Origin of the sequence: Actinoallomurus vinaceus (assembly GCF_039542055.1) — a bacterium.
Taxonomy (GTDB): domain Bacteria; phylum Actinomycetota; class Actinomycetes; order Streptosporangiales; family Streptosporangiaceae; genus Actinoallomurus; species Actinoallomurus vinaceus.
This window is the reverse complement of sequence record NZ_BAABHK010000011.1, coordinates 319762-345161: the sequence shown is the minus strand read 5'-3', so window position 1 is coordinate 345161 and position 25400 is coordinate 319762. Positions and strand designations below refer to the sequence as shown.

The following is a 25400-nucleotide window of genomic DNA, read 5'->3' as shown; positions in this document are numbered from 1 at the left end:
GGCACACGGAGCCCAGGTCGCCGGATCCCACATCACGCCGAAACCTGGGCTCCCGCCTCGGCCGCTCCTTCCGCGCCGAGCACTGACCCCTGGGACCGCTCAGTGCTGGTTCGGGGCGAGGCAGAGCACGTAACCGTCCCCGCCGCCCGTTTTGCCACGCCAGTAGCGGACGGTCGCCGAGGGGTACGGGCTGCAGACGCCCTTGCCGTCCATCTCCTTGATGCTGACACTGATCCGGGAAACGTGTTCGACCTTGCCGACGACCTTGTAGCTGGCCGACGCGTCCGTGCAGGCGACGGTCTTGATGTTGTCGCCGGTGACGTGCTGGCCGCTCGAGGTGGTCTGGTCCGACGTCTTCTTGACGCAGTCACCGACGGCCGCCTCGTCGGAACCGGACGAACGCCCCCTGAGGACGATGATGCCCACCAGGGCGACGAGCGCGACCGGCACGACGATCAGCAGGCGCTTCCGGCGCTGGTTGGGCGTGAGCCCCGGCGGCGTGCCGTACGGTCCGGGCGGACCACCGTACGCGCCGGGAGGCATGCCGGGCCCGGGTGCGCCGGCGGGAGGCATACCGGGTCCGGGTGCGCCGGGGGGAGGCCCGTACGGCCCGCCGGGTCCGGGGGCCGACGGCCCGGAGGGCGGCATCGGGTTGGGCTGCTGCCAGTTGGGCGGTCCGCCCTGGGGCGAGGGCTGCGGGGGGTAGGGCGCGGACATCGATCCTCCTGGTGAACGAACCGGGGAGGGCCGCATCCGGGTCGCCTCCCCGAGGGGGACGTTCCGACGATCATGCTCGACCGAGCAGAGGAACGGGGAACCGTCCGGGATTCTCCCACGCCCCGCACCGGAGCCTATTGATCACCCCCGGTGACGACGGCCGCGCCCGACCATAGGAGGCGTCAGAGGGCCTTGGCGTCCTTGACCTTGCCCTTGATCGTCTTGGGCACGAACATGCCGAAGGCCTTGGTCTGCACCGTGAAGCAGGTGCCCTTCTTCAGGGTCCGCGGCTTCTGGTTGAGCGTCATCGCGTAGTACTTGTTCTTCTGCATGTGGGGCGGCCAGGTGCTGTCCCGCCAATCGGTGAACCCGACGTGGCGCTTGTCGCAGGTGACGAGGCGCAGCCAGAGCGGCTCGATGCCTTCGGTGTTCGTGAGCTTGAGGTAGATCGGGCCCGTACGAAGCGCCTTGAACCCTCGGCCCTCGGCGAGCTTCTTCTTGACCATGTTGGTGTGGACGGTCCAGTTCGCCTCCGACGCCTGCGAGGTGACGGAGGCGCCGGCACCGGCGGCGGGCAGCACCAGCGCGGCGAGCGCCGTTCCGGCTGCCAGGGAAAGAGAGACAAGTCGCTTGGACACGTAGGACTTCCTTCGGGGAGATTCACCGCGCCTCTGGCGGGACCGGACCAAAGATGATCATGGTCGGGCGACCGTCACCCTACGGTTCTGCCCCCTGCGTGAACAAACGGAACGCAGGGGGACACGTCCGGCAACGTAACTCACTGGAACCACACGGGCCACATGCGTATCGAATAGAGGCCCGGGACCTCCGCCCGGGCGGCACGAACGAACGATCACGAAGGATCCACCAGTGACCCAGACCCCCCTTCGCTTCGCCGGAGCGCTCGCCCTGACGACCGCGCTCGCACTGTCGGCCACCGCCTGCGGCAGCGCGGACAAGAAGGCCGCGTGCGAGAAGCTGCAGAACACCATCCAGCAGACCAGCCGCACCGGCATGACCCAGATCAACAACCCGAACGCGCTGGCGCAGACGTACGTCAACAGCGCCGCGACCATGCGGCAGGAGGGCAAGGACTCCGGGGACGGCGACGTCGAGAAGGCGGCGAACCACGCGGCGTCCGCGATGGAGAAGCTCGGGGGTCAGGTGAAGGCGTCGGCCGGCGGCAACCCGCAGTTCCCCGACTCCTCGGACCTGATCAGCGCGGGCAAGGAGCTCAAGCAGGCCTGCGACGGCTGACCTCGCCCCTTCGGCTCAAGGGTCACCGTCGGCCGCGCCGCCGACGGTGACCCGTCTCGGTTGGGGACCTACTTGAAGCGGGCGACGAGGCGGCCGCCGCCGATGTACTGGTAGTTCCCGGTGAACCCGCCCTCGGCGTCGAACTTCGTCTTGTTGGCGAGGCGCACGACCGGGCTCGACAGCGACTTCGACTTCGTCGTCGGCTTGTACTTGTAGGCGACCTTCTGCTTGTGCGTCTTCGGGTCCGTCCACTCGATGCCGGCCATGAGGTCCGTCGTCTTCTTGGCGTACTTCCCCGTCTTCACCGCCGTGGCCCACACGGTCTTGCAGGCGTCCGAGCGGTAGACGTCGAGGTGCCCACCGACCGCGACGTGCTTGCCGGTGTTCTCGTCGTGGCCCCAGATCGTGAACTTCTTGATCAGCACGGGGTTGTACTTGCCGGCCGCCTTGGCGCACTTCACCGAGGTCCGCGAGGTCGTGTCGGCGAACGCGCTCCCGGCCGTGGCGGCGGCCAGGCCGCCCATGAGGGCGGTGGCGGCGAGCAGGGCCGGGACCCGGCGGCGGAGGTCGAGGTTCATGGTTCCCCCTTCACAGATGGCCGCGCCCTTGCGGCACGTCCGTGAGGTGAGACATCGGGCGTACGAGACCGGTTCGCGGACCAAGATCACAACAAGATCACGAAGCCGCCTGCGACGGATGGCCGTCGGCACGGGTCAGCGGTCCCTGGAGAAGGCAGACCACGCCCCGACAGAGGACACCACCGAAAGTCGCCGCCGCCTTACTCGAATTGGCCAAATCCGGTCAGATACCGACTTACTTGATTTATGCCTATCTAAGATGATCACGGCAGATGACCGAGCCAATTTTAAACGGGGGTCCGATGGCGCGCCATCGCGTGTTTCATGCTGCCTTTGTTCCAGTCGTAGGAGTCGCACTCCTTGGCCCACCGGCCGTCGCGGTCGCCGAACCGCCCTCCCATTCGGCGAGGGCCACGGCCGACCCGAAATGCACTCCGTTCCCGATCCTGCAGACTTACCCGATCGACGGCTCCGGCAGACGAACGGCTCGTGCGACCGGCTCGACGGGTACGGTACGCGTCTTCGGCAGCGAGGACGCACCGATGAAGGTGACCGTGCCGCCGCACGGTTTCAACCCGCGAACGGCGAGCGACGAACAGCTTCACCTGTACGGTTTTCCGCCCCGGCCGGCGTCCGGCCCCGCCCGCAAAGCGTGGGAGCAGCGATACCCCTCCGGCGACATCGACTATGTGGTCCCGACGATGTGCGCGATGGAAGGCGTCTACCACCTCCCATCGCAGCCACGGACGGCGTCCAGCGGAAGATCCCTCGTGGACCTCAGCCCCAACTGGTCCGGCGGCGTCGTTATCAAAACACCGAACGAACCGGCGTTCACCGCGGCCCACGTCACGTGGGTGGAGCCGAAGTTCGCCGCCGCGTGCCCGGGCAAGTCCGGCTACACCATCTGGTCGGGGATCGGCGGATACAAGGTCATCCAGGGGAAGAAGTGGGGTCTGCTCCAGGCGGGCGTCGACAACCTCGGCGGCAAGGGCCCTAACCAGGACTACGTCTTCTGGGAGGCGTTGAACCAGAGCAAGTCGGCGACCTTCCCCGAGATGAAAGTGAGCAACCTGAAGGTCACGGCGGGTGACAAGCTCACCGTCACCACTTATTACGACCGCGTCGACAAGACCGTCGTCTTCCAGATCAGCAACCTGACCCGGAAGAAGGTCGTCACCCTCGGCCCGTGGATAAAACTCAAGAAGAATCCAGGCTGGTATCACAAGGTATCGGGCTACTACGACGGAACATACGCGGAGGCGATCGCCGAGCGCCCCACGTACGGAAAGTCGTACGTCAACCTGAGGAAGCCGACAACGGGCAGCTCGATATTCTCCGCTGCGGCGTTCTCCAACAGCTATGAAGGCGGCGACTTCCCTGGGTATCAGTACAAGGGATGGACTCAGCTGACAATGAGGAACGACGACGGAATCCCCCTGTCGGCACCGACCCAGTTCCCGGAAAGCAAGAAGGCCAAGTCGACCGGCTGGACCAATTCCTGGAAGCGCTGTTCCTAACCTGTCACGGTGACCGTGAGCGTACGGCAGATCGGCTTGTGGGCTCCGGGAGATCCTGGCGCCGTCGGGTTGGGCGACGGCGCCAGGAGCCACGATTCCCGGTCACAGAAGAACGTGGCGATGTTGAGGCTGGTCGTTCCCTGGCTCACTGCGGTGAAGACCCGCCGGCGAGCGGTTCCCGTATCCGACCGGAGCACGGAGGCGTTTCCGCTCACCGGCATTCGCGCGTCGGACAGCGAGAACGATCGGGGGATCTTCGCAGTGATCCGATCGCCTACCTTGACGTGGACCGGGCCCAGATCGGCGTACTGCCCGGCGCAGGATCCCTCGGTGAGGGTCTGGCCGTGCACGGTGAACTGCAGGAATGGGCCTGGGCAACTCGAACCGTGTTCCGACTCGCAAGCGGCGACCATGACTCCCGCTGAGCCCAGGACCGCACCGACCACGGCAAGGCGGACCGCGGCGGCCCTGACGGCGGAACGGCGCGGTGTCGAACGAGCGCCGCTCTTGTCACCCATGGACCTATGCCCCTCCCGCACTGATCGGGATCTCACGCTAACCGCTGGATCAGAGGACCGCCAGCCCCGATCTCCGCAGCGTTCCCATTACCCCGTACGTAATCGCTCAATCTACCTCGGGCGGCCATTCTTGGCTCTGTCAGCAACCGGACACCCGCTCCGGAGCCGAGAAATGATGGAGGAGAGCCATGGCCGGATACGCCGTCGGACACCTGCACGAGGTCACCCCGGGACCGGCGATCGTGGAGTACCTTGAGCGCATCGAGGCGACCCTGGAGCCGTACGGCGGGCGCTACGTGATCCACGGCGCCAAGGCCGACGTGCGGGAGGGCGACTGGTCGGGTGACCTGATCGTCATCGAGTTCCCCGACCTGGACAAGGCGCGCGCCTGGTACGACTCCCCCGCCTACCGCGAGATCATCCCGCTGCGCGCGGACCACTCCCGCGGCGCCATCCTGCTCATCGACGGTACCGGCGACGACCACCGCGCCACCGACGTCCTGGCCTGAGACCTTGCCGAGGTGACCCGAGCACCGACGCGCCCGGCCCGTACGGGAGCCGGGCGACGTACCGCGAAGGGTCAGTCTCCGGCGCGCCGCGCCCGGTGCAGCAGATACGCCGCCGACGCGAGAGAGCCGACGAAAGCGACCAGCGAGAGCGTCAGGACGGTGTCGGCCGAGGTGCCGGACGACTCGCAGTCGCCCGTCCCGCTGCAGGTAGCGCTCCCGCTCCAGAAGAAGAAGTAGAACACCGGGATGGCCAGCCCGCCGGGGAACAGCAGCGAGCCGATCAGCTTGTCGCGGAGCGTCCAGCGCGCGGACGCCCAGAGCAGCACCACCCCGACAAGCCAGCCGAGCACGGGCAGGACGACGCCGCCGATCAGCAGGAGCATGACCGCCGCGATCTCGAAGGCACCCGCACGCGGCCGAGGAGACGCCTGCCCGACCGCCGCCGCCCGCTCCCGTACCGGCGCCGTCTCCGGCAGGCCGACGCCGGCCTCCTGAACGATCTCCTCCGGGGTGCCGAGACGGTCGAGAATCGTCCGTACAGTGGCCTCGGTCCGGTCGGGACTCTGCGCCAGCACGGTGTCGATGTGCTCCCGGATCTCCGCGACCAGCTCCGCCCGGCGATCCGGCGGCAGCCCCCGCGCCGCCGCCTCGAGACGGCCGAGGTACTCCCCGATCAGTTCATCGGTCACCGTCATCGCCCTCACGTCCCCTTCCCAATGAAATGCTCGACCGCGCCGCTGAACCGCTCCCACTCCGCGGTGAAGGCGTCCAGCGCCTGGTGTCCCGCCGAAGTGAGCCGGTAGTAGCGGCGCGGCGGGCCGGTGGTGGACTCCTGCCACACCGTCTCGACCAGCCCTTGGCGCCGCAGCCGGGACAGCAGCGGGTAGATCGTCCCCTCGCTGATGACCATGCCGTCGACCTCGCCGAGCAGCCGCACGATCTCGACGCCGTACCGCTGCTCATGACGCAGCAGCGCCAGCACGCAGTACGGCAGCGCGCCTCTTCGCATCTGCGTGAGGAGGTTCGATGCGTCACCCGGTTCCATGCGACGCATGGTACCTAGCGCCGCATGGCCTGTCGAGATCAACCAGACGCCGCCTCCACGGGTTCGCAGAGATTGAGGAGATGGCTAACCTCGATGGTCCGTCTTGGCTTTGACCACCCTTCTCGCCACCGAAGCACCAGCCGCGCCCAGTAGCACCCCCGCCACCACCGCGTAAAGTGTGCGCTTTTCGGGAGCGACTTCCACCGTCGATACGGTTTCTACTTCCATGCGAGGCGGAGGCGCAGGAGCCTTGCGGTACTCCTCATCGAGGATTCGGTTGAACCGGCGTTCACGTTTGGTGCCGGCGCTGGCCATTCGAAGGTCTCGCCCATCAGACCAAAAACGGTGCCCTATCTCACCGGACAGCACGACACGTGCTATTGCACGAAGATGCTCCTCCGTGATGGCATTCAACTCCCACATGAGAAGCCAATGATTGATGATCATATTGACGTACATATGGGCACGCTGAGCGTCTTCATCCTCACTAGAGAAGAACGCCCCCCAGCAGGCTCGATAAAGGGGATCCTCCATGGCCATCTTCATGAGATCCCCATGGAGTGCACGCAGGGCCTGCTCTCGCGTGGCCTTGGCTTCGCGTGCCTGGAAAACAAGAGAGGCCGCAATACCGAGCAGCGCGAGGCCCGCGAGAAGAGCCGAAGCCGCGCCGTACGTCTGCCCGATAGCGCTCAGCTGATTCCAGTCTGTCGATTTCCGGACATTCAAATAAGTCAACGCAAAAGGCGAAAGCGCCACTAATCCGGACGACATCAGTATGGTGACGAGAATCAGGATGTTAATGAACAGCCGCCGCCTGCCGACATGGAGTAGCCACTCTACCGGGCGACGGTTATTCATATACGCTATTGCCCCTTCGCGACCCCTGGGACGGGAGGCGGCAAGGATGACGGCTCATTCGCGAAGAACGACTGAAGATCTTCGGCGGCAGCATACAGGTCTTCGACATAGCGCCGAGCCGCCTTGATGGTGTCCCGATCTAGAATCTTCCGCGCACCCTCAAGATCGCCCTTTTTGTCGTACAGTACCTCATACATAACGACCGAGTCCAGGATCACCAGTTCGGGCAATGGGCCCGAACGTTCACCCTCCCGGATGCGAGCAGCATCGATGACCCGAATGTCCTCGCCCGCCTCGGCGCGAAGCCTCAGATAGTAAAGCTCCCAGCGGAGGTACGGGGTATACGGCTTCTCAGCGACCCGGACGCGTCGTAGCACGAAGTCATCGACCTCATGGACGGGCGCCTGGATCTCATCCCGCCGCCCGTCTATGAGGCGGATGGCCTCGGGCCAGTCACCGGCGTCAAGCGCTCGCCAACTAGGTTCGTCGGGTTCGCGGAATTCCTGACGTCTTTCCAGCTTGAGGAACACGTCATGCAGGTTCTTGAAGTAGGGCCAGAAGTCCGAGAGGTACTCGTCACTGTTGAGTCGAACACCTGGCACAGAGCGTAGTGTCTCAAGCATCGGGGATGTCCTTCTTAGCCGCGATGAGCACGTTGCGCGGAATGATGACAAGTCGTTCATCTCCGCCAACGCTCACACCTTCGGGCAGCCGAGTCTCGTACACCTCGGTAAGGTCTCGCCCTATCACGGCAACGTCACCGTTGCTGAGCTCCCAGATGTCCGGGCAGCTTGGGCTTCCCGTGGTATTACCCAGTTCCAGAGGCGACTTGCCTAGACGGCGCGCAAGAGCCGCCTCGGGATCCGCTTCCCAGGGACGAACGCTGTCGTTCATCTGCCGACTCCTTCGACCTGACTGGAGTCGAATTGTCACACACGACTTTATGATGAGCAACAGCCGTGACGGCAACTATGCCGATCCTCCATGCGTGATGGCGGCTTCAACCAGCCAGGACATGTCACTCCGCAGCTTTGCAGCAACAAGCATCTCATTTGTCATGAGACAGGAAAGTTACGCCTTACCTGCAAGGAACGGCGGATCGCCATCATTCCGTTTCGGTCAGAGCGAACAAACCATTAGTAGCAACTAAAACCGCCGCAACGCCTACGCATCAGCAGTGCGAGCGCCCGGCCGAGATGGTGCACACGTGACGTCGGCCTTGCGATCCCTTTGGACGAACAGTCCGCGGCTTGCCAGTTGCAGGGGGTAAGCCGGTGCCGCATCCTGGTCGGCGCCGCTGGGGCCGGGCGTGGCGACGCGGTCGGCGGCGACGCCGTCGAGGTCGACGTCCGTTAAGCGGCCGACTGGCGTCCCGCTAATGGCCGGAAGTGGCTCTCGACACCGGGCCCTGCCGCATGCCTAGTGTCGAGCCATGACGAGTGTCTCCCCTGACTACACGCATCGGCGCAAGCGGCTCTCGGCGGGCGAAGGCATCGAGCTGCCCGGCGTCCGGCTCAAGTGGTACGACCTCCACCGGGAGGACCACGAGATCGGCGACGACGTACGGAAGGAGGCACGCGAGATCCTCCGGGCGGAGATCGGCGGGATCACTCCCACGGGCGATCTCGGCTTCGTCATCCTGCACCGCGTCGGCGACGCTTATCTCCTGGTCGTATGCACGTGGCTGAACGACAACGAACTGTGGGAGACGGTCTACCTCAAGGATGCGGCAGGGTTCGAGCTCATCCCGTTCGGAGAAACGGCCAAAGGGACGTACTGCGTGTGGGAGATGGGCGCCATCCTGCACGAGCAGCAGGCCTGGATCCGCTACCTGTTCTCCCCGCGCGACGCCGAGGCCGGACGCGCCTACCTCGCCGACCGGCACCCCGGCGGCCTGATCTGACGCTCATCGACGGACCAGGGACTCTCCTGAATCCGCCGAGGGACCTGCCGCTGACAGGAACCTTGCACGGCTTTGGCCGACTCCTCACCGTCTGAGGACTCTCAGCGGGTACGTCCCCGGGCATCGGGTCCGCGACGACCAGAGGATGAGGGTCCCTCATGAACAGTGTCGACCCGGCCTTTGAACGCCGCCGCCTGTTGCGCCTGTCGGCGGCGACGGCCGGTGGCGTCCTGCTCTCCTCGGCCGGCGACCGTACGGCGGCCGGTGACGTCGCCGCGGCACCCGCCGAGGAGGTCCCGCCGACCGAGGACCTCATGCGGGAGCACGGCGTCTTGAAGCGGGTCCTGCTGATCTACGAGGAGGCGGAGCGGCGGCTGCAGCACGGCCGGGATCTTCCGCCGGAGGCACTCCGCGAGTCCGCCGACATCATCCGTACGTTCATCGAGCAGTACCACGAGAAGCTCGAGGAGAACTACGTCTTCCCGCGCCTGCGCAAGGCGGGACGGCTGGTCGACACGGTCGCCGTACTGACGACACAGCACGAGATGGGCCGGATCCTCACCCGCCGCATCCTGGCCGGCGCCACCGCCCAGGGTCTGGCCGACGAGCACACCCGCGAACGGGTCGTCAACGCCATGAGGTCCTTCGACCGGATGTACGCGCCGCACGAGGCCCGCGAGGACACCGTCGTGTTCCCGACGTTCCGCGACATCATGCCGGCGCGTGAGTTCGCCGAGATGGGCGAGCGTTTCGAGGACGAGGAACACCGGCGCTTCGGCGCTGCGGGCTTCACCGGCGTCGTCGACCGCGTCGCCGGCATCGAGCGGAAGCTGGACATCTACCAGCTCTCGAAGTTCACCCCGCGCGTCTGACCGCCGGCCGTACGACGAGTGCCCGGCCGGAGAGCTGAAGTATTAGTCGAGTGTGGCCATCGCGGCGCGTAGTTCGTCAAGCGTCTGGCGCGTGAGGTCAGCGAGCGCCTGCTGGTCGGTCCGGTCGGACCAGAGGTCGAAGGCGTCGTGGAAGGCGCGGATGCCGAGTTCGGCCGCGAGGCTCGCGGTCGGATCCGGCACGCCGCGCTTGCGGAGTGCGTCAGTCATGGCTCCAGCGAGGCCGATGCGCTTGAACACGGCACGCTCCTGCAGTTCGCCGTTGTCGGCGATGACCGTGCGGAGCCGGGCGGCGAACTCGCGGCGGTCGTCGGTGAAGGTGGCCGTGAGGGCGTCGAGCGCCGCGGCGACCGCCTGCAGCGGCGTGGCCGAGTCGGGCGACGCGGCGATCGCCTCGGCCAGGAGCCGGCTGTGCGTCTCCTGGCCGGCGAACAGCACCTCCCGCTTGTCGGGGAAGTGCCGGAAGAAGGTGGTCTTGGTCAGTCCGGCCCGCTCGGCGATCCCGTTGACGGTGGTGGCGTCGTAGCCCTGCTCGGTGAACAGGTCGACGGCGGCGCGCACCAGCCGCTCCCGCGCGTTCGGTTCCCATCGAGCCATGGAGGACAGCATAAGTTATGTGACTCGGTAACATCACGCCTGCTACGGTGACGTTACCAAGTCACATCACTTCGTCTTGCCTGGACGGGGTGAGTCATCCCCAAGGGAGCTCCTCATGCGCGTCTTCGTCACCGGTGCCAGCGGCCACATCGGATCGGCCGTGGTGCCCGAACTGCTCCAGGCCGGACACCAGGTCGTCGGCCTGGCCCGATCCGATGCCTCGGCCGCCGCCGTCGAGGCCATGGGCGCCCAGGTGCGCCGCGGCGACCTCGGCGACCTGAACGGGCTGCGCGAAGCCGCGGCCGACGCGGACGGAGTCGTCCACCTCGCGTTCGACCACGACGCCGTGTTCGCCGGGGACTTCGCCGGCGCGGCCGCCGCCGATCACACCGTGGTACAGACGCTCGGCGACGCACTGGCCGGCACGGGCAAGACCCTCATGGGCATCGGCCTGAAGCCCACCGGCATCGAGGCCGTCGACGCGGTGATCAACGCCAACCCCCGCGCCGCCACCGCACGCGCGGTCGCCGGACTATCCGACCGCGGCGTCCGATCCGTGCTCGTCGCGATTCCGCCGGTCGTGCACAGCACAAGGGACCGGCACGGCTTCATCCCCACGCTGATCAAGATCGCCCGCGACACGGGCGTGTCCGGCTACGTCGGCGACGGTGCCAACCGCTGGCCCGCCGCTCACACCCTCGACGTCGCCCGCCTCTACCGGCTGGCGCTGGAAAAGGCACCGGCCGGAGCGCAACTGTACGCCGCGGCCGAACAGGGCATCGCGGTGCGCGAGATCGCCGAGACCATCGGACGCCACCTGGACATCCCGACGGTGAGCATCCCAGCCGAGCAGGCCGCCGACCACTTCAAGAACTTCCCGTTCGTCACCCTCGACCTCACGATGCCGAACGCGGAAACCCGGAAACTACTGGACTGGGAGCCGGTCCACCCCGGCCTGATCGCCGACCTTGAGCAAGGCCACTACTTCACCACCGGCTGATGCCGACCCGGGGACGCCCCCGACGACCATCGCGAGCGTCCCCGGCCGCTACAGCCGACAACGCTCGACCCGTCCGATTCCGCCGCGCCGTGACCGCCGGTCGTACCTGACCGAAATCCCTTTTGACGCCGCACGGCGCAGTGCGCTTCTCTGTGCCCGTGCCCAACCTTCGCATCGAACGGGTGGACGGCGAGACCGGCCTCAAAGACTGGCAGTACGTCCACAACCTGATCATTCCGGCCGCCACGTTGTCGCTCGACGAGGTCCGTGAGCGCTCCGGCCGCAACCTGCTGGACGTCGCGTACGCCGACAACGTCCTCGTGGGCTGCACGACGGTACGACCGCCGACGAGCGACAACGGATCGACGGCCACGGTGATCGCCCGGATCCTCCCGGAACACCGCCGCCAGGGCTTCGGAGAGACGCTGTACGAGCGAGGGCTGGCGCAGGCACGAGAGCTCGGCGCCGAGGTCATCGAAACGGTCGTCTGGACCGCGAACGTCGACGGCCTGCGCTTCGCGGAGAAGCACGGCTTCGTCGAGTTCGACAGGTACCAGCTGCCCGGTGACGACGTCGACTGGATCGACCTGAGGCTGGCCTGAACGCCGCCGACGTGAACGGGCGGGTCAGCGTCTGAGCCGGGGCGGCTGTTTCTTGCGGTGACGCGTCAGGTCGGCCTTCGCAGCTCGGCGAGGACCTGCGCGGTAAGCGCCGAGCGTCCCAGCATCTCGATGTCGAGCAGTTGGCGGCGTTCTTCCTGCTCAACCAGCAGGTCGCTCTCTGCGGCCCGAACCGACTGGACCTCGGCCCCCTGCCGACGAGAATGGGCCGTTGCCAGCGCAGCGCCTCGGCCGTACCGCAGGCAGTGCAGTGTCTCCGTGACCCCACCGTGGACAGCGACATGGCAGGCGCCGGCCACAGCCCAGGCGGCGTGTACGGCGTTCTCCACCAATGGCGTGGCGGCCCCGTTCACCACCCTCCACGCCTCCCACGCCCTCGTCCCGGCGAGGGTGAAACCGAACTCGGCGGCGACGAACGCCTGGTCCATGCAGGCCACGCCCACGGTGACGATGTCGATGGCGGATCCCTGCTCCAGCAGATCCCAGACGCCGCCCAGAGCGCCTTGGAGCACCAGTGGCTCACCCAGCCCGGTCTGCTCATGAAACCGCCAGTAGTGCGGCAGCAGGCGGGCGGCGACCGCCGCCGCCAGCGCCGCCCGAGCCGCGGGAGCCAGACCGTCGAGCAGCCCGGTCAATCGCCGCTCTTCGTCGACGAATCCGGCGATACGGCCGCCATCTGGCTCTTCGCCCACGACGACAACCTATGACGATGTCTGCTGGATCGGCTTGAGGTCGGCCTGAACGCCGCTCTCGGCTCGTTGTCATAGGCCCGGCCCCGACGCCCTATGACAACGAGCCGTCATCGTCCACAGCAGCTGACGAACTGGGTGAGGTTCGTCTTCGCTGGTCGTTCCTCACCAGGCGAGAAGACCCCAGTAGGCCGCCCAGGGGATAAAGATCGCTCCGGCGGCCACCACCGTGGCGATGCGGATGCGTGAGCCGGTCGTCGATATACGCCGGTTCCGCCAGGCGATCGTGGCGGTCGCGGCCGTCGTGATGGTGACGGTGACGGCGAGGAGTTGGAGGATCAGCCACGGGATCGGGCGACCGGCGAGGACCGGCCCGTTCAGCTGCCCGCTGGTGATGAAGACCGAGAGCATGACCAGCAGCGTTCCGGCGACGGCGGCCAGACCCGTCGCCGCGAGCAGGCGGGCTGAGCGGCGGGCTGGGGCCGCTCCTGCGCGCCCGGTGATCCGGCGTACGATCCCGGTCACCGGATATCCGGCGAACACCACCAGGAAGAACGCGATCGCGGCCCACTGAAGGCCGTTCGCCTCGTACCAGGCACCGTTCGAAGCGGCACGGCTGGTGAGCGCCTGCCGTGGAGGTGCGGCGGTACTGGACAGCGGTGCGTGGCCATCCGCGACCTGGTGGACCCACGACGTCATCGTGTCCGCATAGCCGGGGGCCAGCGCGCCCAGCGGGTGGCCGCCCAGCAAGGGACCGCCGATGTGGTCGAACCCGTCGGTCGTACGGTGCCCGTTGTGGCCGGCGCCGGCGACGAACCGGATGGTCACGTGCTCGTTCCCCGCACGGGCGAGGACGCGTTCGAAGATCTGCGCGCTTTCTCGCGGCGGCACCTGAGTGTCATGTTCGCCCCACAGCGCGAGCACCGGCTGCCGCAGGCGTTCGAGAACGGGCACCGGGTCGTAGTCGGCCTCGGGGAACAGACCCGTACCGTCCAAGAGGTGCGCCGCCGGTCCGGCGACCGTGTCGAGGAACGACCCGGAGATGTGCTGATGCCGCATATGCACGGCGAGGTACCAGGTCTGCGTACGCAGCGGCGTGTAGCCAGGGCCGCCGAGCGTGATCACGAACGCGACGTCCGAGGACCGCGACGCGACCAGCGGCGCGACCCAGCCGCCCTCGCTGAAACCCCACAACCCGACCTCAGCGGGGTCGACGCCAGGACGGGCCCGGAGGGCACGCACGCCGGCGAGCGCGTCGGCGGCCAGGAGAGAGAAGTCGCGGTGCGTCTTCGAGTAGCCGATGGTCCGCTTGTCGTAGACGAGCGCGGCGATCCCGGCGCGGGCGAACGCCTCGGCCTCCTGCGTGTACTCCTGCCGGGGCCCCGGACCCGCACCACCCACCAGAACGACGCCCGGAACACGGCCGGTGATCTTGCTCGGCGCGACGACCGTGCCGTGCAGGATGACACCCGCACCGCCGCAGAAGGTGACATCGCTGCGGTTCACGCCGTCACGCGTGGAACTCGTACCAGCGGCGTCGTACGTGGCGCGGGTCGCTGTCGCCGACGACGGCATGAGCGCCAGAAGCGGCGACGCCAGCAGGCCGATCGCCAACCCGGCCACTCGGACCCGGCGGGATTTGAACGAGAGCAGCACGACGTGCTCTCCTTTCTCTGGGATTCGTGTACGCGAAGACACGCCGCATGGGCGTGGTGACACGGACTCCGTTCACCGGGTCGCCGAGTGCCAGCTCGGCGGCCCGGCTCATTCCTCGGAGCCTGCCGTGGGTTCGGAGGTGGCCGCCTCGGGGATGCCGAGCAGCCGGACGTGCATAAGGCGTGCGTCGGGAGGCGTCTCCTCTGCCGATCGTGAGAAGCGGTAGATCAGCGCGATGTACTCCTCGAAGAACTCCTTCGCCTCATCGAGCGTGAGACGAAGGGCGGCGCGGGAGAACAAGAACGCATCCGCCCACTCGCCCAGCGCGTCGCGGCTCGCCGCAAAGCGAGAGAAGAGCTCGAAGAGTTCGGCGAAGTTGTGCTGCACCATCTCCGATAGCGCCTCGCGCACCTCCGGCGTCTGGCGGCTGTAAGCCGGGAACCGTCGATCACCCGGCACAGCACGCCACCAGCGTTCCCGTCCCTTGGACAGCTCTGGAACCTCCTCGACGAAGCCATGCTTGGCGAGCTGTCTGAGGTGGTAGCTGGTCGCCCCGGTGCTCTCGCCGAGCGCCCGGGCGAGGGTCGCGGAGTTCACCGGCCCGTCGCGCAGGCACTGCTCGATCTTGCGCCGTATCGGGTGCACGAGCAGCCGGAGCGCCGCGACGTCGGTGATCTCCTGAGCCGGAGGTCGATCTGCCACACGAAGATCATAGACCATCGCAAAGACTCTTTGCAAAGAGTCTTTGCATCAGACCGCCGGGCATCCGCCGTCGATGTGATCACCCCGGCGTGACGTTCGTGGAGCCCGCCTGCGCCATGGAACACAGGCCGGACCAAGCTCCAATTTCCTGCTACTACGACCCGTGTAGTAGCTTCTGGCACGGCTTCCTTGATCCGGGAACCACCGGGGACATCCGGGTGGCCGCGCTGCCCCGCACCCGGCGTCGCGTGCGGTCGTGAACCCCGTGTCGCGTTGGTCGATCAGGAGGCTGATGTGCCGTGTCATCTCGCGACGACCTGGTGAGTGACCGAATGCACCCGCGGGCCGATACGACGCGGCATTCCGATGGACAGCTGATCGTCATCATCTCGGCGAGTGTCGGCGCAGGTCATGACGGCGCGGCCACCGAAGTCGCTCGGCGTCTTGCGGCGGCGGGATACCGCGTGACCCGCCTCGACTTCGTGGACCTGTTCCCCGCCCGTCTCGGGAGGTTGCTGCGCGCCGGATATCGCCACTTGCTGATCGTCGCGCCGACGGCGTACCAGCGGATCTACGCCACGACCGAGCGCTCCTGCCGACCGGGTCTGGTCCTGCGGGCCCTGCTCCGCAGCGCCGAACGCCGCACCCTGGCGGCACTGCCGCTGGACACCCGCGCGGTCGTATCGACCCACCACGCGGCCGGCCAGGTGCTCGGCGGGCTGCGCCTACGCGGTGACCTCGCCGTACCGGCGCTCACCTACCTGACCGACTTGTCCGTACATCCGATCTGGGTCGCGCCGGGTATCGACGCCCATATGGCCATCCACCCGATATCCGCCGATCAGGCTCGCACCTTGGGCGCCACGGTGGTCTCCGTGACGGGACCCGTCGTCGATCCGGCCTTCTCCCCTGCCATGCCTGCCGAGCGGGCGGCGGCACGAACCCGCTTCGGGCTGCCGGAGAACGCCCCGCTCGCGCTCCTGGTCGCCGGTTCCTGGGGCGTGGGATCCGTTCGGGAGGCGGCCACCGAGATCCTGAACAGTGGCATCGCGGTACCCGTCGTGGTGTGCGGTCGCAACCAGGCTCTGGCCGACCGGTTGCGGCACGACGGCCTCGGTCACGTTCATGGCTGGGTCGACGACATGCCCGGCCTGATGCGGGCCTGCGACGTCCTCGTGCAGAACGCAGGCGGCCTGACCAGCCTGGAAGCGTTCGCCAGCGGGCTCCCGGTGGCGAGCTATCGCTGCATTCCCGGCCATGGCCGGACGAACGCCGCCGCCCTGGAGGAAGCGGGCCTGGCAGCGTGGATCCGGGAGGCGGACCAGCTCAAGCCGGTGCTCGCCGAACTCCTCGACGGACCACTCGGCCGTCGCCAACGCACCGAGGCGCTCAGACTGTACGAGGCCGGCCCCGGTCCGGAACACACCATCGCCTCGGTCGTCGCGGACGGGGCGGTCGCCGCACGTACGAGGAACGACCCCAGCCTGGCGCGGCGCAGAATCAAGGTCTTCGCCGCCGCCGTGGCCGCCACCGTCGGCCTCGGCATCAGCGCCGGAGCCGTGGAGGGCCACCTCCCCGTACACTTCCACTCGCCCGCAGAGTTGCTAGAGGCACATCACCGATGACGTCCGCACGCCTGATCCGATCCGCCCTGTGGGGCGGAGCCGCGATGGCACCGGCGTTGGCCGCCGTTCATGCGGCCCCCGTCATCTCCACATTCGGGCCACTGCGCAACCGGGTGATGCCCCGCCTGTCCGGACGAGGCCGGCCCGACCACGTCTCGATCACCTTCGACGACGGACCCGACCCGCAATCGACCCCGCATTTCCTGCGCCTGCTGGAAGCCCGCGGGATCCACGCGACCTTCTTCCTGCTCGGGTCCATGCTCGAGCGCGCACCCGGCCTGGCCAGGGAGATGGCCGCCGCCGGGCACGAGATCGCCATCCATGGCTGGGCACACCGGCCGCTGCTGGTACGCGGCCCCCGCGCCACGTACGACGACCTCGCCCGCGCCCGCGATACCGTCGCCGACACCGTGGGGAAGGAGCCCCGTCTGTTCCGGCCCCCGTACGGCGTGATGAGCACCAGCGCGCATCTCGCCTGCCGCCGACTCGGCCTGACCCCGGTGCTGTGGACCGCCTGGGGCGAAGACTGGCGCAGCCGCGCGACCGCGCAGACCGTGTACGACACCGTCAGCCGCGATCTGGACGGTGGAGGCACCATCCTGCTTCACGACTCCGACTGCACCTCCGCCAGCGGTTCCTGGCACTCCACTCTCGGGGCCCTGCCGACTGTCCTCGATCATTGCGCGGAGCACGGCCTGCATGTCGGCCCACTCAGGGACCACGGGATCCGTATCCGGGCGTAGGCCGATCGCCGAGGTGAGATGTGAGCCCGGGCGGTCGATTGGGCGGGCGAGGAGACCACGCGCACCGCTGGAAAACGGGCCTGAAACGCCGGAAAGGGTGCGACCACGGGGATCGGGCTGCATCGGTTCATCCGAATCGGTCACCAGCTGCCCGGCCGTGCCGCCGAAGCCGGAGAACGTGCGGTTCCTCCCCAGCGCTGCGGCGGGGGGACCGACGCTCCGTACTCATCGAGCCGACCCATCCGGCCACCGCTGCCCTGGACCTCGGCCCGGCCGCGGACGGGCGGGGCGATCAGGGGCTCAGCCGCCCGGGCAGGGTGAGATGCCGGGTGAGTAGCCGCTGGGGTCGATGCGGGGCGTGTTCGTGTACCAGTCGTAGACCCACGTGCCGTCGGCGAGCTGGTCCCAGGTGGTGAAGTGCCGTCCGTACAGCCAGCGGTTGTCTTCCTTGACCCAGTCGCCGTGGTTGGTCTGGCAGACGACGTGCAGCGTGGTGCCGTTCGGTACGTAGTGGACGACGTGGCCGACGTGTGGTTCGGTCTGGACCGCCAGGCCCTTACTGTCCGCGGCGGTCACCTTGTAGACGTGTGCCGTGCCGCCGGTCTTTCCGGCGGTGGGACGAGTCTGGCCGCTGGGAGTCCGGCCGGCCCGGGGCGCCGACGCCGGCGGCGTGGTGGTCGGCGCGGTGAGGGGCGGCAGCACGGGCGAGCCGCTGGCGCTGGGATCGGGGCTTGCGGATGGGCTCCCCGAGATGGGCGCGCCGCCACCGGCCGCCGTCGGCTTGACCAAGGCGGGCGAGGAGACACCCGGTCTGACGATCGCCGCGTTCGAGGCCGGCCGCGTCACCATCACGGCGACGCCCGTACCGATGGCGACCAGGAGGGCGAGGCCCGCGAGGTAGACGGCGGCGTGCCCGGCGATCGACGCCCGGACGCGGTGGAGGATCGAGTCCTCGACGATCTCGGCGTCGATGATGTCGTCGGCGGCAATGGAGCCCCCGGCGGCCGGCGCGGCGACGCTCACCGGCCGCCGGAGGGCCGGTACCGATTTGTCTTCATCATCCGCGAAGCCGGACGCGTCATCCGGATCGCCGGGTTGGCCGGGCCGGTCGCCGGGTTCGCCGGGTTCGCCGGCCAGTGACCGGTCGCCGGCCGGGAGCAGCGCCGTCCCGGGCCGGGCCGCCGTCTCCTGTTCTTCGAGCGCCTCGACGCGGCGGGCACGCCACCGGTTCAGGTCTCCACCGCAGACGCTCACATAGGCGTCCAGCACCCGCTCGGACGGTATCTGCCGGCCCGCGGCCGCTTCGGCCAGCGCGCTCTTCGACACCCCACAGCGACGTGCCATTTTCCAGTACGGCAGGTTCCCCGCCTGTTCGCGAAGCGCACGCAGTTCGAGCGCGAACCGGGCCGCCGGGCCGGCGTTCGGACTGACGTTCCTGGGCGGGCGGCCCATGCGACCGATCCCCTTTCCGTGCTGGTCGACCGGGGTCTGGACAACCCCGGCGGCGTGCCGTGGACAACCGGGCATCCGCGTTGTCCACGAAAAGCGGTAAATGGACAACTACGCATCTAAACATGTTCTGTCACGCCATTCCATGCGCAGTCGAGTCATTCGCACTCACCGCAGCGCCATGACGGAAAGGACCAGGGATGCAGCCATCTGCCGCGCTTCGGCGCCTGACCATCGGCATCGCCTCCACCATCACGATCACCCTCACGGCCGGGCTGATCGCCGGCGCCACCGCGCACGCCACCGACCTGCCCGGCGTGGCGGGCACCGTACGGGCGAGCCTGCCGCTGAACATCCGCTCCGGCCCCGGCACCCGCTACGACGCGACCGGCATCGCCGACACCCACGCCGGCTACTACCGGGTGCTCTGCTACACCAACGGCGATGAGGAGAGCGGCTGGGGCGGCACCAACGGGCACTGGGACCGGGTCGCCGCGGCGGTCGACCCGTCGAACGTCCTCGGATATGTCGCCGACGTGTGGCTGGACACCAGCGGGGACGTCACCACCCAGCTCAAGCCCTGCGTCCAGGCACCCCCGTCCCACCCGATCCATCCCCTGACCGCCGGATCACCGAGTAAGACACGGGCGGCGGACAACATCGGCGACCATGTCCGCGACCCCGGCGGGGTCGACGGCGACAACGACTACCCGTGGGACGGATTCTCCGTGTACTGGGAGAACGGCGAGAAACTACGCCGCGACCCCGCCACCGGCCGCATCGGGGACAAATGGGGCATGGGCTACGGGCAGTGCGTGTCGTTCGTGGCGTGGAAGCTGTACGAGAACAACGGCGGCAGGCAGTTCCCCTCCCACCGGCCGGCCAGTGGCTGGTTCCCCAGTGACGGGAGTGCCAAGTCCCCAGTGACGCCCGACTGGGGGAACGCCGGCTCCTGGAACGTCACCGCCGCGGCCGCCTACCGGGTGGACCACACTCCGCACGTCGGCGCCGTCGCCCAGTGGACCGCGCCGGACCCGAACAACCCGCATGCGGCCAACGAGGGACAGTTCTCGGTCGGGCACGTCGGCTACGTGACCAAGGTCTACCCGGACGGCTCGGTCGACATCGCCCAGTACAACCTGCGCGTCGACACCGGCTACTCCACCCTCCACCTCACCCCGAACGGCGGCGGCACCGACACGCAGGCCGACCACCCGGCCGACCCCGCCGACCCGTACCACACCGCTTCCTTCAGCGACTGGCACGTGACCTATCCCGACAACTTCATCCACATCAACGACGGATCCTGACCACGGCCCGCGCCCGGCCGACCAGCGGGCCCACACGCTCGGCCGGTTCGGTTGACCCCGTCACAGCGCCGATCGCCCCGAATCGGCGCTGTGGCCGGGTCCCCGTACGGGGCGGCCCGCGCACGCCCCAGCCCACAGCACCCCGATCGGATATCGCAGGAGGATGTCGCCATGATCGAGAACAACGCCCGGGTTTCCTTCGTACGGCCCCGGGCGGCGGCGGTCGTCCTCCTGGCCGCCGTCACCGCGGCGGGCTGCCGACCGGACAAGCCCTCCGCGCAGCCGCCGGTGTTCTCGGCCCCGGCCACGCCGACCACCGCCGCGTCGAGCCCCGTCCCTTCTTCTCCGTCTCCGACGGCGGAGACCCGTTCACCCCCGCCGACGGCCAGTGCCTCCGTTCCCGCCGTCGGCGTCCCGAACCGGGCCGCCATCCGGCGCGTCCTGGCCCGCACCGTCGAGGCGCCGGACCCCTCGACGCACTTCGTCCTCGACCGCAGGCCGGTGACCACGTCGGACCGACAGGGCGGCACCCTCACCGCCGTGGTCGGCCAGCGGTACCCGACCGCGGACGGCATGGGCCAGCTCGTCTTCTTCTGGCACGGCACGAGGTTCCTCGGCTGGGACGCCGTCACGGAGACCGACGCCGTACGGGGCCTCACCGGCGGTCCCGGCTACTTCCGGATCACCTACCCGCACTACGCGCCGCAGGACGCCGAGTGCTGCCCCTCCCTGCCGCCCGCCGCCGTCAGGTACACGTGGGAGGACAGCGGCCGCTTGGTCGCCTCCGGCACGCGCCCCCAGCACGGCGCCGACATCCGCGTGAAGCTCCTGCGATAGCCGCCGGCGCTCGCCGATGAGCCGGCCGCCACGGCAGGTGCTCGGAGATGTCCGCGAGCGATTCCCCGGCGTTGCCGTTGACGAGGGTCACCTCCTCGATCGGACCGCTCGGCTACGCCGACCTCGCCCTTCCCACAATTTCTCGACCGCCTGAGTGATACGCCCCTCCCGCGTTCCCTGATCAGCGCGCCGTCCTGCGATCCCGGCCGGTCAGGTCTTGCCGTGCTGAGTGTCCATGTGCTCCTTCGCCAACTCTTCGAACGAGGTGCCGTCGAGCAACCGGTCCAGCGTGTCGATGAGGTGGGGACATTCGCGCGCGGGATGCTCCGCCAGGCACATGAGCGCGTGGCTGAGGAAGTCCTTCGCGCCTTGTGCCCTGGCGATCAGCGCGTCCAGCTTCTGGATCTGCGCGCCGACCGTCTCGCGCCACTGCTCGCTCCCCTCGTCGAGCACGGCGGCCGCCGCGTCCAGGCCGATGCCGAGCCGCTGCGCGATCTGGATGAACGCCAGGCGCCGTAGCTCCGGCCGGCCGTACACCCGCGTTCCGTGCACCCGCGCCGCCGGTCGTACGAGGTCGCGTTCTTCGTAGTAGCGGAGCGCCGAGGTTCGCATGCCAAGCCGCTTGGCGGCCTCACCGATAGGAATCAGATCCACGTCGGCCATTTGACTTCAAGTCGACTTGAGGCGACAACCTGAGTGCGTGGAGACCGCGACGCCCTGGACCCGGGAGGAGCCCACCCGCTCGCCGTTCGCGCTGCCGAACGGACTGGCCGGGCGGCTCGCCAGCCGTCTGATGCCGTGGATGAACCGGCAGCAGGACATACTCGACCTGCTCGGCATCCAGGCCGGGGAGCAGGTGCTGGAGGTCGGCTACGGGCCCGGCGGGCTGATCCGCCTACTCCAGCGGACGCCCGCGAAACGGATCTGCGGTGTCGACCCCTCGCCTGAGATGCGTGACCTTGCCGGCCGACCGCACAAGGCACAGATCGCCGCGGGCAGGATCGACCTGCGGCTGGGCACGGCCGACTGTACGGGGTTCTCCGACGCGGAGTTCGACTGCGTGGTCTCGGTGAACAACGTCGCGCTGTGGCCGGATCTGGAAGCCGGTCTGCGCGAACTGCATCGGGTGACGCGTCCCGGCGGGCGCGTGCTGATCGCCTGGCACGGTGGGACCCGGCCGTCCCGGATCGCCCGCGGCCTCGCACTGCCCGAAGACCAGCTCGCCCGCATCGAGCGCGGTCTCGGCGGCCTGTCCTCCGAGGTCACGCGCCATGAGTTGGCGACCCTCACCGTCTTGGCCGCGGTCCGCTGACAGCCCGGGGCCGTGTCGGCCTGCTGGCTGATCTCCGCGAGACCGACTCAGCGCCAAGGACGTCCTTCGCGCAGCTTTTCGACCGCCCGGGCGACGCGACGCTCCCGGGTCTCGGCCTTCTTCGCCTGTTCGATCCAGGTCACGTACGCCTTCTTGTGGGAGGGCGGCAGCCCGTCGAAGAATCGTTGAGCCTCCGCCTCGGCCCGCAGCGCGTCCGCCAGATCGGCTGGTACGGCCAGTTCCTGCGGCGAGTCGTCGAGCTCGATCTCGACGTCCACCTCATCACCTGCCGCGATTCCGGCGGCCTTCCGGTGCTCCGCGCTCACCGGGATCTTCGTCACGCCGCGCATGCTCCCGAGCGTGGTCGAATACGCGTGCCCGTTGATCGTGACCTTCACCCGGGCCCGCTTACCGCCCCCGAGCCCTTCCACGACGTCATCCGGAACGTTGATCCCCGTCGCCGTCTTACCGTCCGACTGAACCGTCGCGCGGAACCTCACCGCCACAATCTGACCTGCTCATCGCGGGTGACAGCTGCGGCGACTTGGCGACTAACGCCCTGATTCAGCGCTGCTAATGCCGCTGGCTCGCCAGGCAACGGCGCACTCGACGCAGTGCCCGCCGTCGCCGCTGTACGTGCTGTTGCGCCACTGAGCAGGGGCCAGGTCCGGGTTACTCACGCCCGCGCCCGCCTCTCATTCGATCTAGAAGTCTCGTGCGACCTCCTTGATCAGCGCCCGGGAATCACTCGCATTGAGCGCAGATGCACGGAGGTGATCGAACACCAAGCTACCTCGCGTCGTCTCCTCTGGCATCTCCAGATACAGACAACCCATCAGATGCTCGACGTACAGGACATCGGGATAGCTATCGAACGTCAGGAGTATGAAGGGACCGTCGATCGCCGCATGAACTCCCGCTCGGTACGGCACCACCTGGATTGAGATGTTCGCCAGGTCACCGAGTTCTAGCAGGTGGTTGAGCTGCGCCCGCATCGTTCCTCGACCTCCTACTATGCGGCGCAGGGCGGCTTCCTCGATGACCTGGATGACGTGGAGAGAATCCACCGACGATGTGAGGCGCTCTTTACGGGCAAGGCGGACCTCCACCATCCGTTGGGTCTCCGCCTCTGTCCGAGGGCGGGCACCGCGATAGATCGCCCGCATGTACTCCTCGGTCTGGAACGGGCCGGGAATGAGCTGGACGTCGTAAGCCCGATACGTCTGGGCCTCGTCTTCAAGAGCGAGGTAGTCGCTGAAGCCTGCCTTCACCTCGTCGGTGTAGTCCTGCCACCACCCCTTCTTTCGAGCGTCGCGGGCGAGTTGGATCATCTCTTGGCGCCGCGGACCGGTGATCCCATACACCTCCAGAAGCTCCATGACCTCGCCCGAGGTCGTCCGCATGTTGGCGTTCTCCATACGGCTGAGCTTCGACGTGTCCCACCCGAGTAGTCGGCAGACATCGTCACCAGTGAGTTTGCGTTCCTTGCGCAGGTGCTTCAGTTCCCTGGCGACTCGGCGGGCGCGAAGCGTCGGCGTGTACGTCACGGCGTCTCCACAATTTGTTTGTGAACCACTTGTGCGGTCCGAGCTACTGCGCCAGAGTGTAGCCGTGCGACCACGGTGGGCTACGGTCATTCGGCAGATTGCGGCAGACATCCGCTATATGTCGACAGGTGGCCTGTAGTGGGAGTACCGGTGGCCGGACGCTCGGACCGGCGCCGGCCACGACGGCGAGCGGCACCCCCTGACCGCTTCGCCAAGCCGCGGCCCTGGATTCGTGTGGGACGAGGGACAACCAGGGCCGCGGCCTCATCAACCACGGACAAGGAGGTCTCGCAGTGGAGGTCTATCCAGAGGGTTGTGAACTGGTCTGGCGACGGGCTTTCCCGGGCCTGGCCGAGCACTCTCGCTCAGCCCGCGAGTTCGTCGCCTTCCTTCTCTCCGACCTGCCCGCCCTCGACGATGCGGTCCTCGTAACCGGCGAGTTCGTAGCGAACGCCCTCCGCCATACGGCATCCGCCCAGCTCGGCGGCCAGTTCCTCGTGGAGGTACGCCGCCGCTCGGACAGCGCAACCATCGCCTTAATGGATCAGGGCGGCCCGAAGGAGCCGACGATCCCAGACCTCGATGACATGTCCGAATGCGGCCGCGGCCTCTACACGGTTCAGGCACTAGCGAACGAGCTGACCTGGTCCGGAGGTCACGCCAGCCGCACATTCACCGCCACCTTCAAAGATGGGTCACGGTGATCAGCCATGGACCGACACATCCATACAGAACCGCCGAGCCCAACGAGTACGTCCCACCACTCGACCGCGACGTCTACGGCCTTCGCCGCCTCCGCGTCTCCAAAGTGGCTCAACGGCCGCATACCCCGGCCCATCGTAGGGCGGCAAGAGCTAGCCTCTCCGCCCAGCTCAATGCCTACGCCAAGTGGTCTAAGGACAGGATGGGAACACCGATCGCCGCATCAATGCAGCTCGTCGGGGTCGACATCAGCGACATCGCCATCTGGCTAGGCGTCGCCTGAGATGCCTGTGCGGTTGGCCCCTGAGCAAGACGAGCCCGCCGAGTGCGCCACACCCGGCAGGACCTTAGACGCCACCCCGGAAAGGAGGGCGAGGATCCATGTATGAGGTTACGCACGAGGGCGAATCCACGGCCGCTCGGACTTCCGCCAGCATCGGAGCCCGGACTAGTTCAACTGCGGACTTGTTCACCCACCAGACGATCGCAACGATCCACGCGATCATCGCCACGCCTACGTTCGTATTCAGCTTCGGAAACGTGTGGGCGTTGGCACTCAGGCTCGGTGTCGAGCCGTGGGCAGCGCCGCTGATCGGACCACATTACCTGAGCCTGTACGCTGGCGATCCGACCCGGCTCCGTCCAGCTAGACGACTGCTGACGTTCTCTGGACTGGCAACGCTGGCGCTCGGCGTCGCCGAACCTATTGCTCAGGGCCTCTACGCCCGCGCCGCATTCGACGCCGTCCCGCCGCTGTTGCTCCCCGGGCGGGCTGAAGCCGGACCCGCGTTGTTGCGGGACATCCAGGTCCGATCCGAC

At 67.8% G+C, this 25400-nt stretch carries 31 protein-coding genes; 14 read left to right on the top strand and 17 right to left on the bottom strand.

The window, feature by feature from the left end; translation table 11 throughout:
• Positions 1–99 precede the first annotated feature (99 nt).
• Positions 100–717, bottom strand: a complete 618-nt coding sequence (locus ABEA24_RS34345; RefSeq protein WP_345436131.1) for an LppU/SCO3897 family protein — start codon at positions 715–717, stop codon at positions 100–102.
• A 182-nt stretch (positions 718–899) separates the two neighbouring features.
• Positions 900–1355, bottom strand: a complete 456-nt coding sequence (locus ABEA24_RS34340; RefSeq protein ID WP_345436129.1) for a hypothetical protein — start codon at positions 1353–1355, stop codon at positions 900–902.
• A 232-nt stretch (positions 1356–1587) separates the two neighbouring features.
• On the opposite strand from ABEA24_RS34340, the gene ABEA24_RS34335 reads away from it, so the two are divergent.
• Positions 1588–1974 (top strand): hypothetical protein, encoded by a 387-nt coding sequence (locus ABEA24_RS34335; RefSeq protein WP_345436127.1) that lies wholly within the window; start codon positions 1588–1590, stop codon positions 1972–1974.
• A 68-nt stretch (positions 1975–2042) separates the two neighbouring features.
• Here the strand turns inward: ABEA24_RS34335 and ABEA24_RS34330 are convergent, their stop codons facing one another.
• Positions 2043–2552 (bottom strand): hypothetical protein, encoded by a 510-nt coding sequence (locus tag ABEA24_RS34330; RefSeq protein WP_345436125.1) that lies wholly within the window; start codon positions 2550–2552, stop codon positions 2043–2045.
• A gap of 542 nt (positions 2553–3094) precedes the next feature.
• Here ABEA24_RS34330 and ABEA24_RS34325 point away from each other — a divergent pair.
• Positions 3095–4069 carry a G1 family glutamic endopeptidase gene (locus tag ABEA24_RS34325; RefSeq protein WP_345436122.1) on the top strand — a complete coding sequence of 325 codons (975 nt, stop codon included), beginning with the start codon at positions 3095–3097 and terminating at the stop codon, positions 4067–4069.
• Positions 4070–4775: 706 nt separating this feature from the next.
• Positions 4776–5096, top strand: coding sequence for a DUF1330 domain-containing protein (locus tag ABEA24_RS34320; protein ID WP_345436120.1), 321 nt, complete (start codon positions 4776–4778; stop codon positions 5094–5096).
• Positions 5097–5167: 71 nt separating this feature from the next.
• Here the strand turns inward: ABEA24_RS34320 and ABEA24_RS34315 are convergent, their stop codons facing one another.
• The 5 genes from ABEA24_RS34315 to ABEA24_RS34295 all read right to left on the bottom strand — a co-directional run bounded on the left by ABEA24_RS34315 (position 5168) and on the right by ABEA24_RS34295 (position 7893).
• A complete protein-coding gene (locus tag ABEA24_RS34315; RefSeq protein WP_345436118.1) occupies positions 5168–5785 on the bottom strand; it encodes an HAAS signaling domain-containing protein in 618 nt (205 codons plus the stop codon).
• 11 nt (positions 5786–5796) lie between these two features.
• Complete coding sequence (locus tag ABEA24_RS34310) at positions 5797–6141, bottom strand: PadR family transcriptional regulator (protein ID WP_345436116.1); 345 nt, start codon at positions 6139–6141, stop codon at positions 5797–5799.
• 84 nt (positions 6142–6225) lie between these two features.
• Positions 6226–6999, bottom strand: a complete 774-nt coding sequence (locus tag ABEA24_RS34305) for a DUF6082 family protein (RefSeq protein WP_345436114.1) — start codon at positions 6997–6999, stop codon at positions 6226–6228.
• Positions 7000–7004: 5 nt separating this feature from the next.
• Positions 7005–7622 (bottom strand): DUF6879 family protein, encoded by a 618-nt coding sequence (locus ABEA24_RS34300; protein ID WP_345436112.1) that lies wholly within the window; start codon positions 7620–7622, stop codon positions 7005–7007.
• The gene (locus tag ABEA24_RS34295) at positions 7615–7893 is read right to left on the bottom strand and encodes a hypothetical protein (protein ID WP_345436110.1); all 279 of its coding nucleotides are present in this window, start codon (positions 7891–7893) and stop codon (positions 7615–7617) included. Before ABEA24_RS34295 ends, ABEA24_RS34300 begins: the two co-directional genes overlap by 8 nt.
• Before the next feature lie 538 nt (positions 7894–8431).
• Between ABEA24_RS34295 and ABEA24_RS34290 the strand changes: the two genes are divergently transcribed.
• Entirely contained in the window at positions 8432–8902 is a 471-nt protein-coding gene (locus tag ABEA24_RS34290; protein WP_345436108.1) for a hypothetical protein, read from the top strand.
• A gap of 158 nt (positions 8903–9060) precedes the next feature.
• Complete coding sequence (locus ABEA24_RS34285) at positions 9061–9774, top strand: hemerythrin domain-containing protein (RefSeq protein ID WP_345436106.1); 714 nt, start codon at positions 9061–9063, stop codon at positions 9772–9774.
• Between the two features lie 42 nt (positions 9775–9816).
• On the opposite strand, the gene ABEA24_RS34280 is transcribed toward ABEA24_RS34285, so the two are convergent.
• The gene (locus ABEA24_RS34280; RefSeq protein ID WP_345436104.1) at positions 9817–10389 is read right to left on the bottom strand and encodes a TetR/AcrR family transcriptional regulator; all 573 of its coding nucleotides are present in this window, start codon (positions 10387–10389) and stop codon (positions 9817–9819) included.
• A 115-nt stretch (positions 10390–10504) separates the two neighbouring features.
• Here ABEA24_RS34280 and ABEA24_RS34275 point away from each other — a divergent pair, with 115 nt between their 5' ends.
• Both ABEA24_RS34275 and ABEA24_RS34270 read left to right on the top strand, forming a co-directional pair.
• Complete coding sequence (locus ABEA24_RS34275) at positions 10505–11389, top strand: SDR family oxidoreductase (RefSeq protein WP_345436102.1); 885 nt, start codon at positions 10505–10507, stop codon at positions 11387–11389.
• 158 nt (positions 11390–11547) lie between these two features.
• Positions 11548–11991 (top strand): GNAT family N-acetyltransferase, encoded by a 444-nt coding sequence (locus ABEA24_RS34270; protein ID WP_345436100.1) that lies wholly within the window; start codon positions 11548–11550, stop codon positions 11989–11991.
• A 65-nt stretch (positions 11992–12056) separates the two neighbouring features.
• Here ABEA24_RS34270 and ABEA24_RS34265 read toward each other — a convergent pair whose 3' ends face one another.
• The 3 genes from ABEA24_RS34265 to ABEA24_RS34255 all read right to left on the bottom strand — a co-directional run bounded on the left by ABEA24_RS34265 (position 12057) and on the right by ABEA24_RS34255 (position 15056).
• Positions 12057–12701 (bottom strand): DUF416 family protein, encoded by a 645-nt coding sequence (locus ABEA24_RS34265; protein ID WP_345436098.1) that lies wholly within the window; start codon positions 12699–12701, stop codon positions 12057–12059.
• 162 nt (positions 12702–12863) lie between these two features.
• Positions 12864–14354 carry an alpha/beta hydrolase family protein gene (locus ABEA24_RS34260; protein WP_345436096.1) on the bottom strand — a complete coding sequence of 497 codons (1491 nt, stop codon included), beginning with the start codon at positions 14352–14354 and terminating at the stop codon, positions 12864–12866.
• Positions 14355–14462: 108 nt separating this feature from the next.
• A complete protein-coding gene (locus tag ABEA24_RS34255; protein ID WP_345436094.1) occupies positions 14463–15056 on the bottom strand; it encodes an ArsR/SmtB family transcription factor in 594 nt (197 codons plus the stop codon).
• Positions 15057–15388: 332 nt separating this feature from the next.
• On the opposite strand from ABEA24_RS34255, the gene ABEA24_RS34250 reads away from it, so the two are divergent.
• Together ABEA24_RS34250 and ABEA24_RS34245 are read left to right on the top strand one after the other, a co-directional pair.
• A complete protein-coding gene (locus tag ABEA24_RS34250; protein ID WP_345436237.1) occupies positions 15389–16681 on the top strand; it encodes an MGDG synthase family glycosyltransferase in 1293 nt (430 codons plus the stop codon).
• 44 nt (positions 16682–16725) lie between these two features.
• Positions 16726–17424: a polysaccharide deacetylase family protein gene (locus ABEA24_RS34245; protein WP_345436092.1), complete on the top strand. Its 699-nt coding sequence runs from the start codon at positions 16726–16728 to the stop codon at positions 17422–17424.
• Positions 17425–17724: 300 nt separating this feature from the next.
• Here ABEA24_RS34245 and ABEA24_RS34240 read toward each other — a convergent pair whose 3' ends face one another.
• A complete protein-coding gene (locus tag ABEA24_RS34240; protein ID WP_345436090.1) occupies positions 17725–18876 on the bottom strand; it encodes a helix-turn-helix domain-containing protein in 1152 nt (383 codons plus the stop codon).
• 197 nt (positions 18877–19073) lie between these two features.
• On the opposite strand from ABEA24_RS34240, the gene ABEA24_RS34235 reads away from it, so the two are divergent.
• Both ABEA24_RS34235 and ABEA24_RS34230 read left to right on the top strand, forming a co-directional pair.
• On the top strand, positions 19074–20183 hold the full coding sequence (locus ABEA24_RS34235) for a CHAP domain-containing protein (protein ID WP_345436088.1): 1110 nt from the start codon (positions 19074–19076) through the stop codon (positions 20181–20183).
• A gap of 171 nt (positions 20184–20354) precedes the next feature.
• Positions 20355–21020 (top strand): LppP/LprE family lipoprotein, encoded by a 666-nt coding sequence (locus ABEA24_RS34230; protein ID WP_345436086.1) that lies wholly within the window; start codon positions 20355–20357, stop codon positions 21018–21020.
• Positions 21021–21230: 210 nt separating this feature from the next.
• Here ABEA24_RS34230 and ABEA24_RS34225 read toward each other — a convergent pair whose 3' ends face one another.
• The gene (locus tag ABEA24_RS34225; protein WP_345436084.1) at positions 21231–21674 is read right to left on the bottom strand and encodes a MerR family transcriptional regulator; all 444 of its coding nucleotides are present in this window, start codon (positions 21672–21674) and stop codon (positions 21231–21233) included.
• A gap of 46 nt (positions 21675–21720) precedes the next feature.
• Here ABEA24_RS34225 and ABEA24_RS34220 point away from each other — a divergent pair, with 46 nt between their 5' ends.
• The gene (locus ABEA24_RS34220) at positions 21721–22332 is read left to right on the top strand and encodes a class I SAM-dependent methyltransferase (protein WP_345436082.1); all 612 of its coding nucleotides are present in this window, start codon (positions 21721–21723) and stop codon (positions 22330–22332) included.
• Positions 22333–22379: 47 nt separating this feature from the next.
• Here the strand turns inward: ABEA24_RS34220 and ABEA24_RS34215 are convergent, their stop codons facing one another.
• The 3 genes from ABEA24_RS34215 to ABEA24_RS34210 are packed head-to-tail and all read right to left on the bottom strand — an operon-like array spanning position 22380 to position 23879.
• Positions 22380–22832: a YdeI/OmpD-associated family protein gene (locus ABEA24_RS34215; protein ID WP_345436080.1), complete on the bottom strand. Its 453-nt coding sequence runs from the start codon at positions 22830–22832 to the stop codon at positions 22380–22382.
• A gap of 51 nt (positions 22833–22883) precedes the next feature.
• Entirely contained in the window at positions 22884–23012 is a 129-nt protein-coding gene (locus ABEA24_RS53780; RefSeq protein WP_425551266.1) for a DUF397 domain-containing protein, read from the bottom strand.
• A 24-nt stretch (positions 23013–23036) separates the two neighbouring features.
• Positions 23037–23879 (bottom strand): helix-turn-helix domain-containing protein, encoded by an 843-nt coding sequence (locus ABEA24_RS34210; protein WP_345436078.1) that lies wholly within the window; start codon positions 23877–23879, stop codon positions 23037–23039.
• A 293-nt stretch (positions 23880–24172) separates the two neighbouring features.
• On the opposite strand from ABEA24_RS34210, the gene ABEA24_RS34205 reads away from it, so the two are divergent.
• Positions 24173–24583: an ATP-binding protein gene (locus tag ABEA24_RS34205; RefSeq protein WP_345436076.1), complete on the top strand. Its 411-nt coding sequence runs from the start codon at positions 24173–24175 to the stop codon at positions 24581–24583.
• Positions 24580–24864, top strand: coding sequence for a hypothetical protein (locus tag ABEA24_RS34200; protein WP_345436074.1), 285 nt, complete (start codon positions 24580–24582; stop codon positions 24862–24864). The genes ABEA24_RS34205 and ABEA24_RS34200 overlap by 4 nt, the downstream gene beginning before the upstream one ends.
• Positions 24865–25400: the final 536 nt, after the last annotated feature.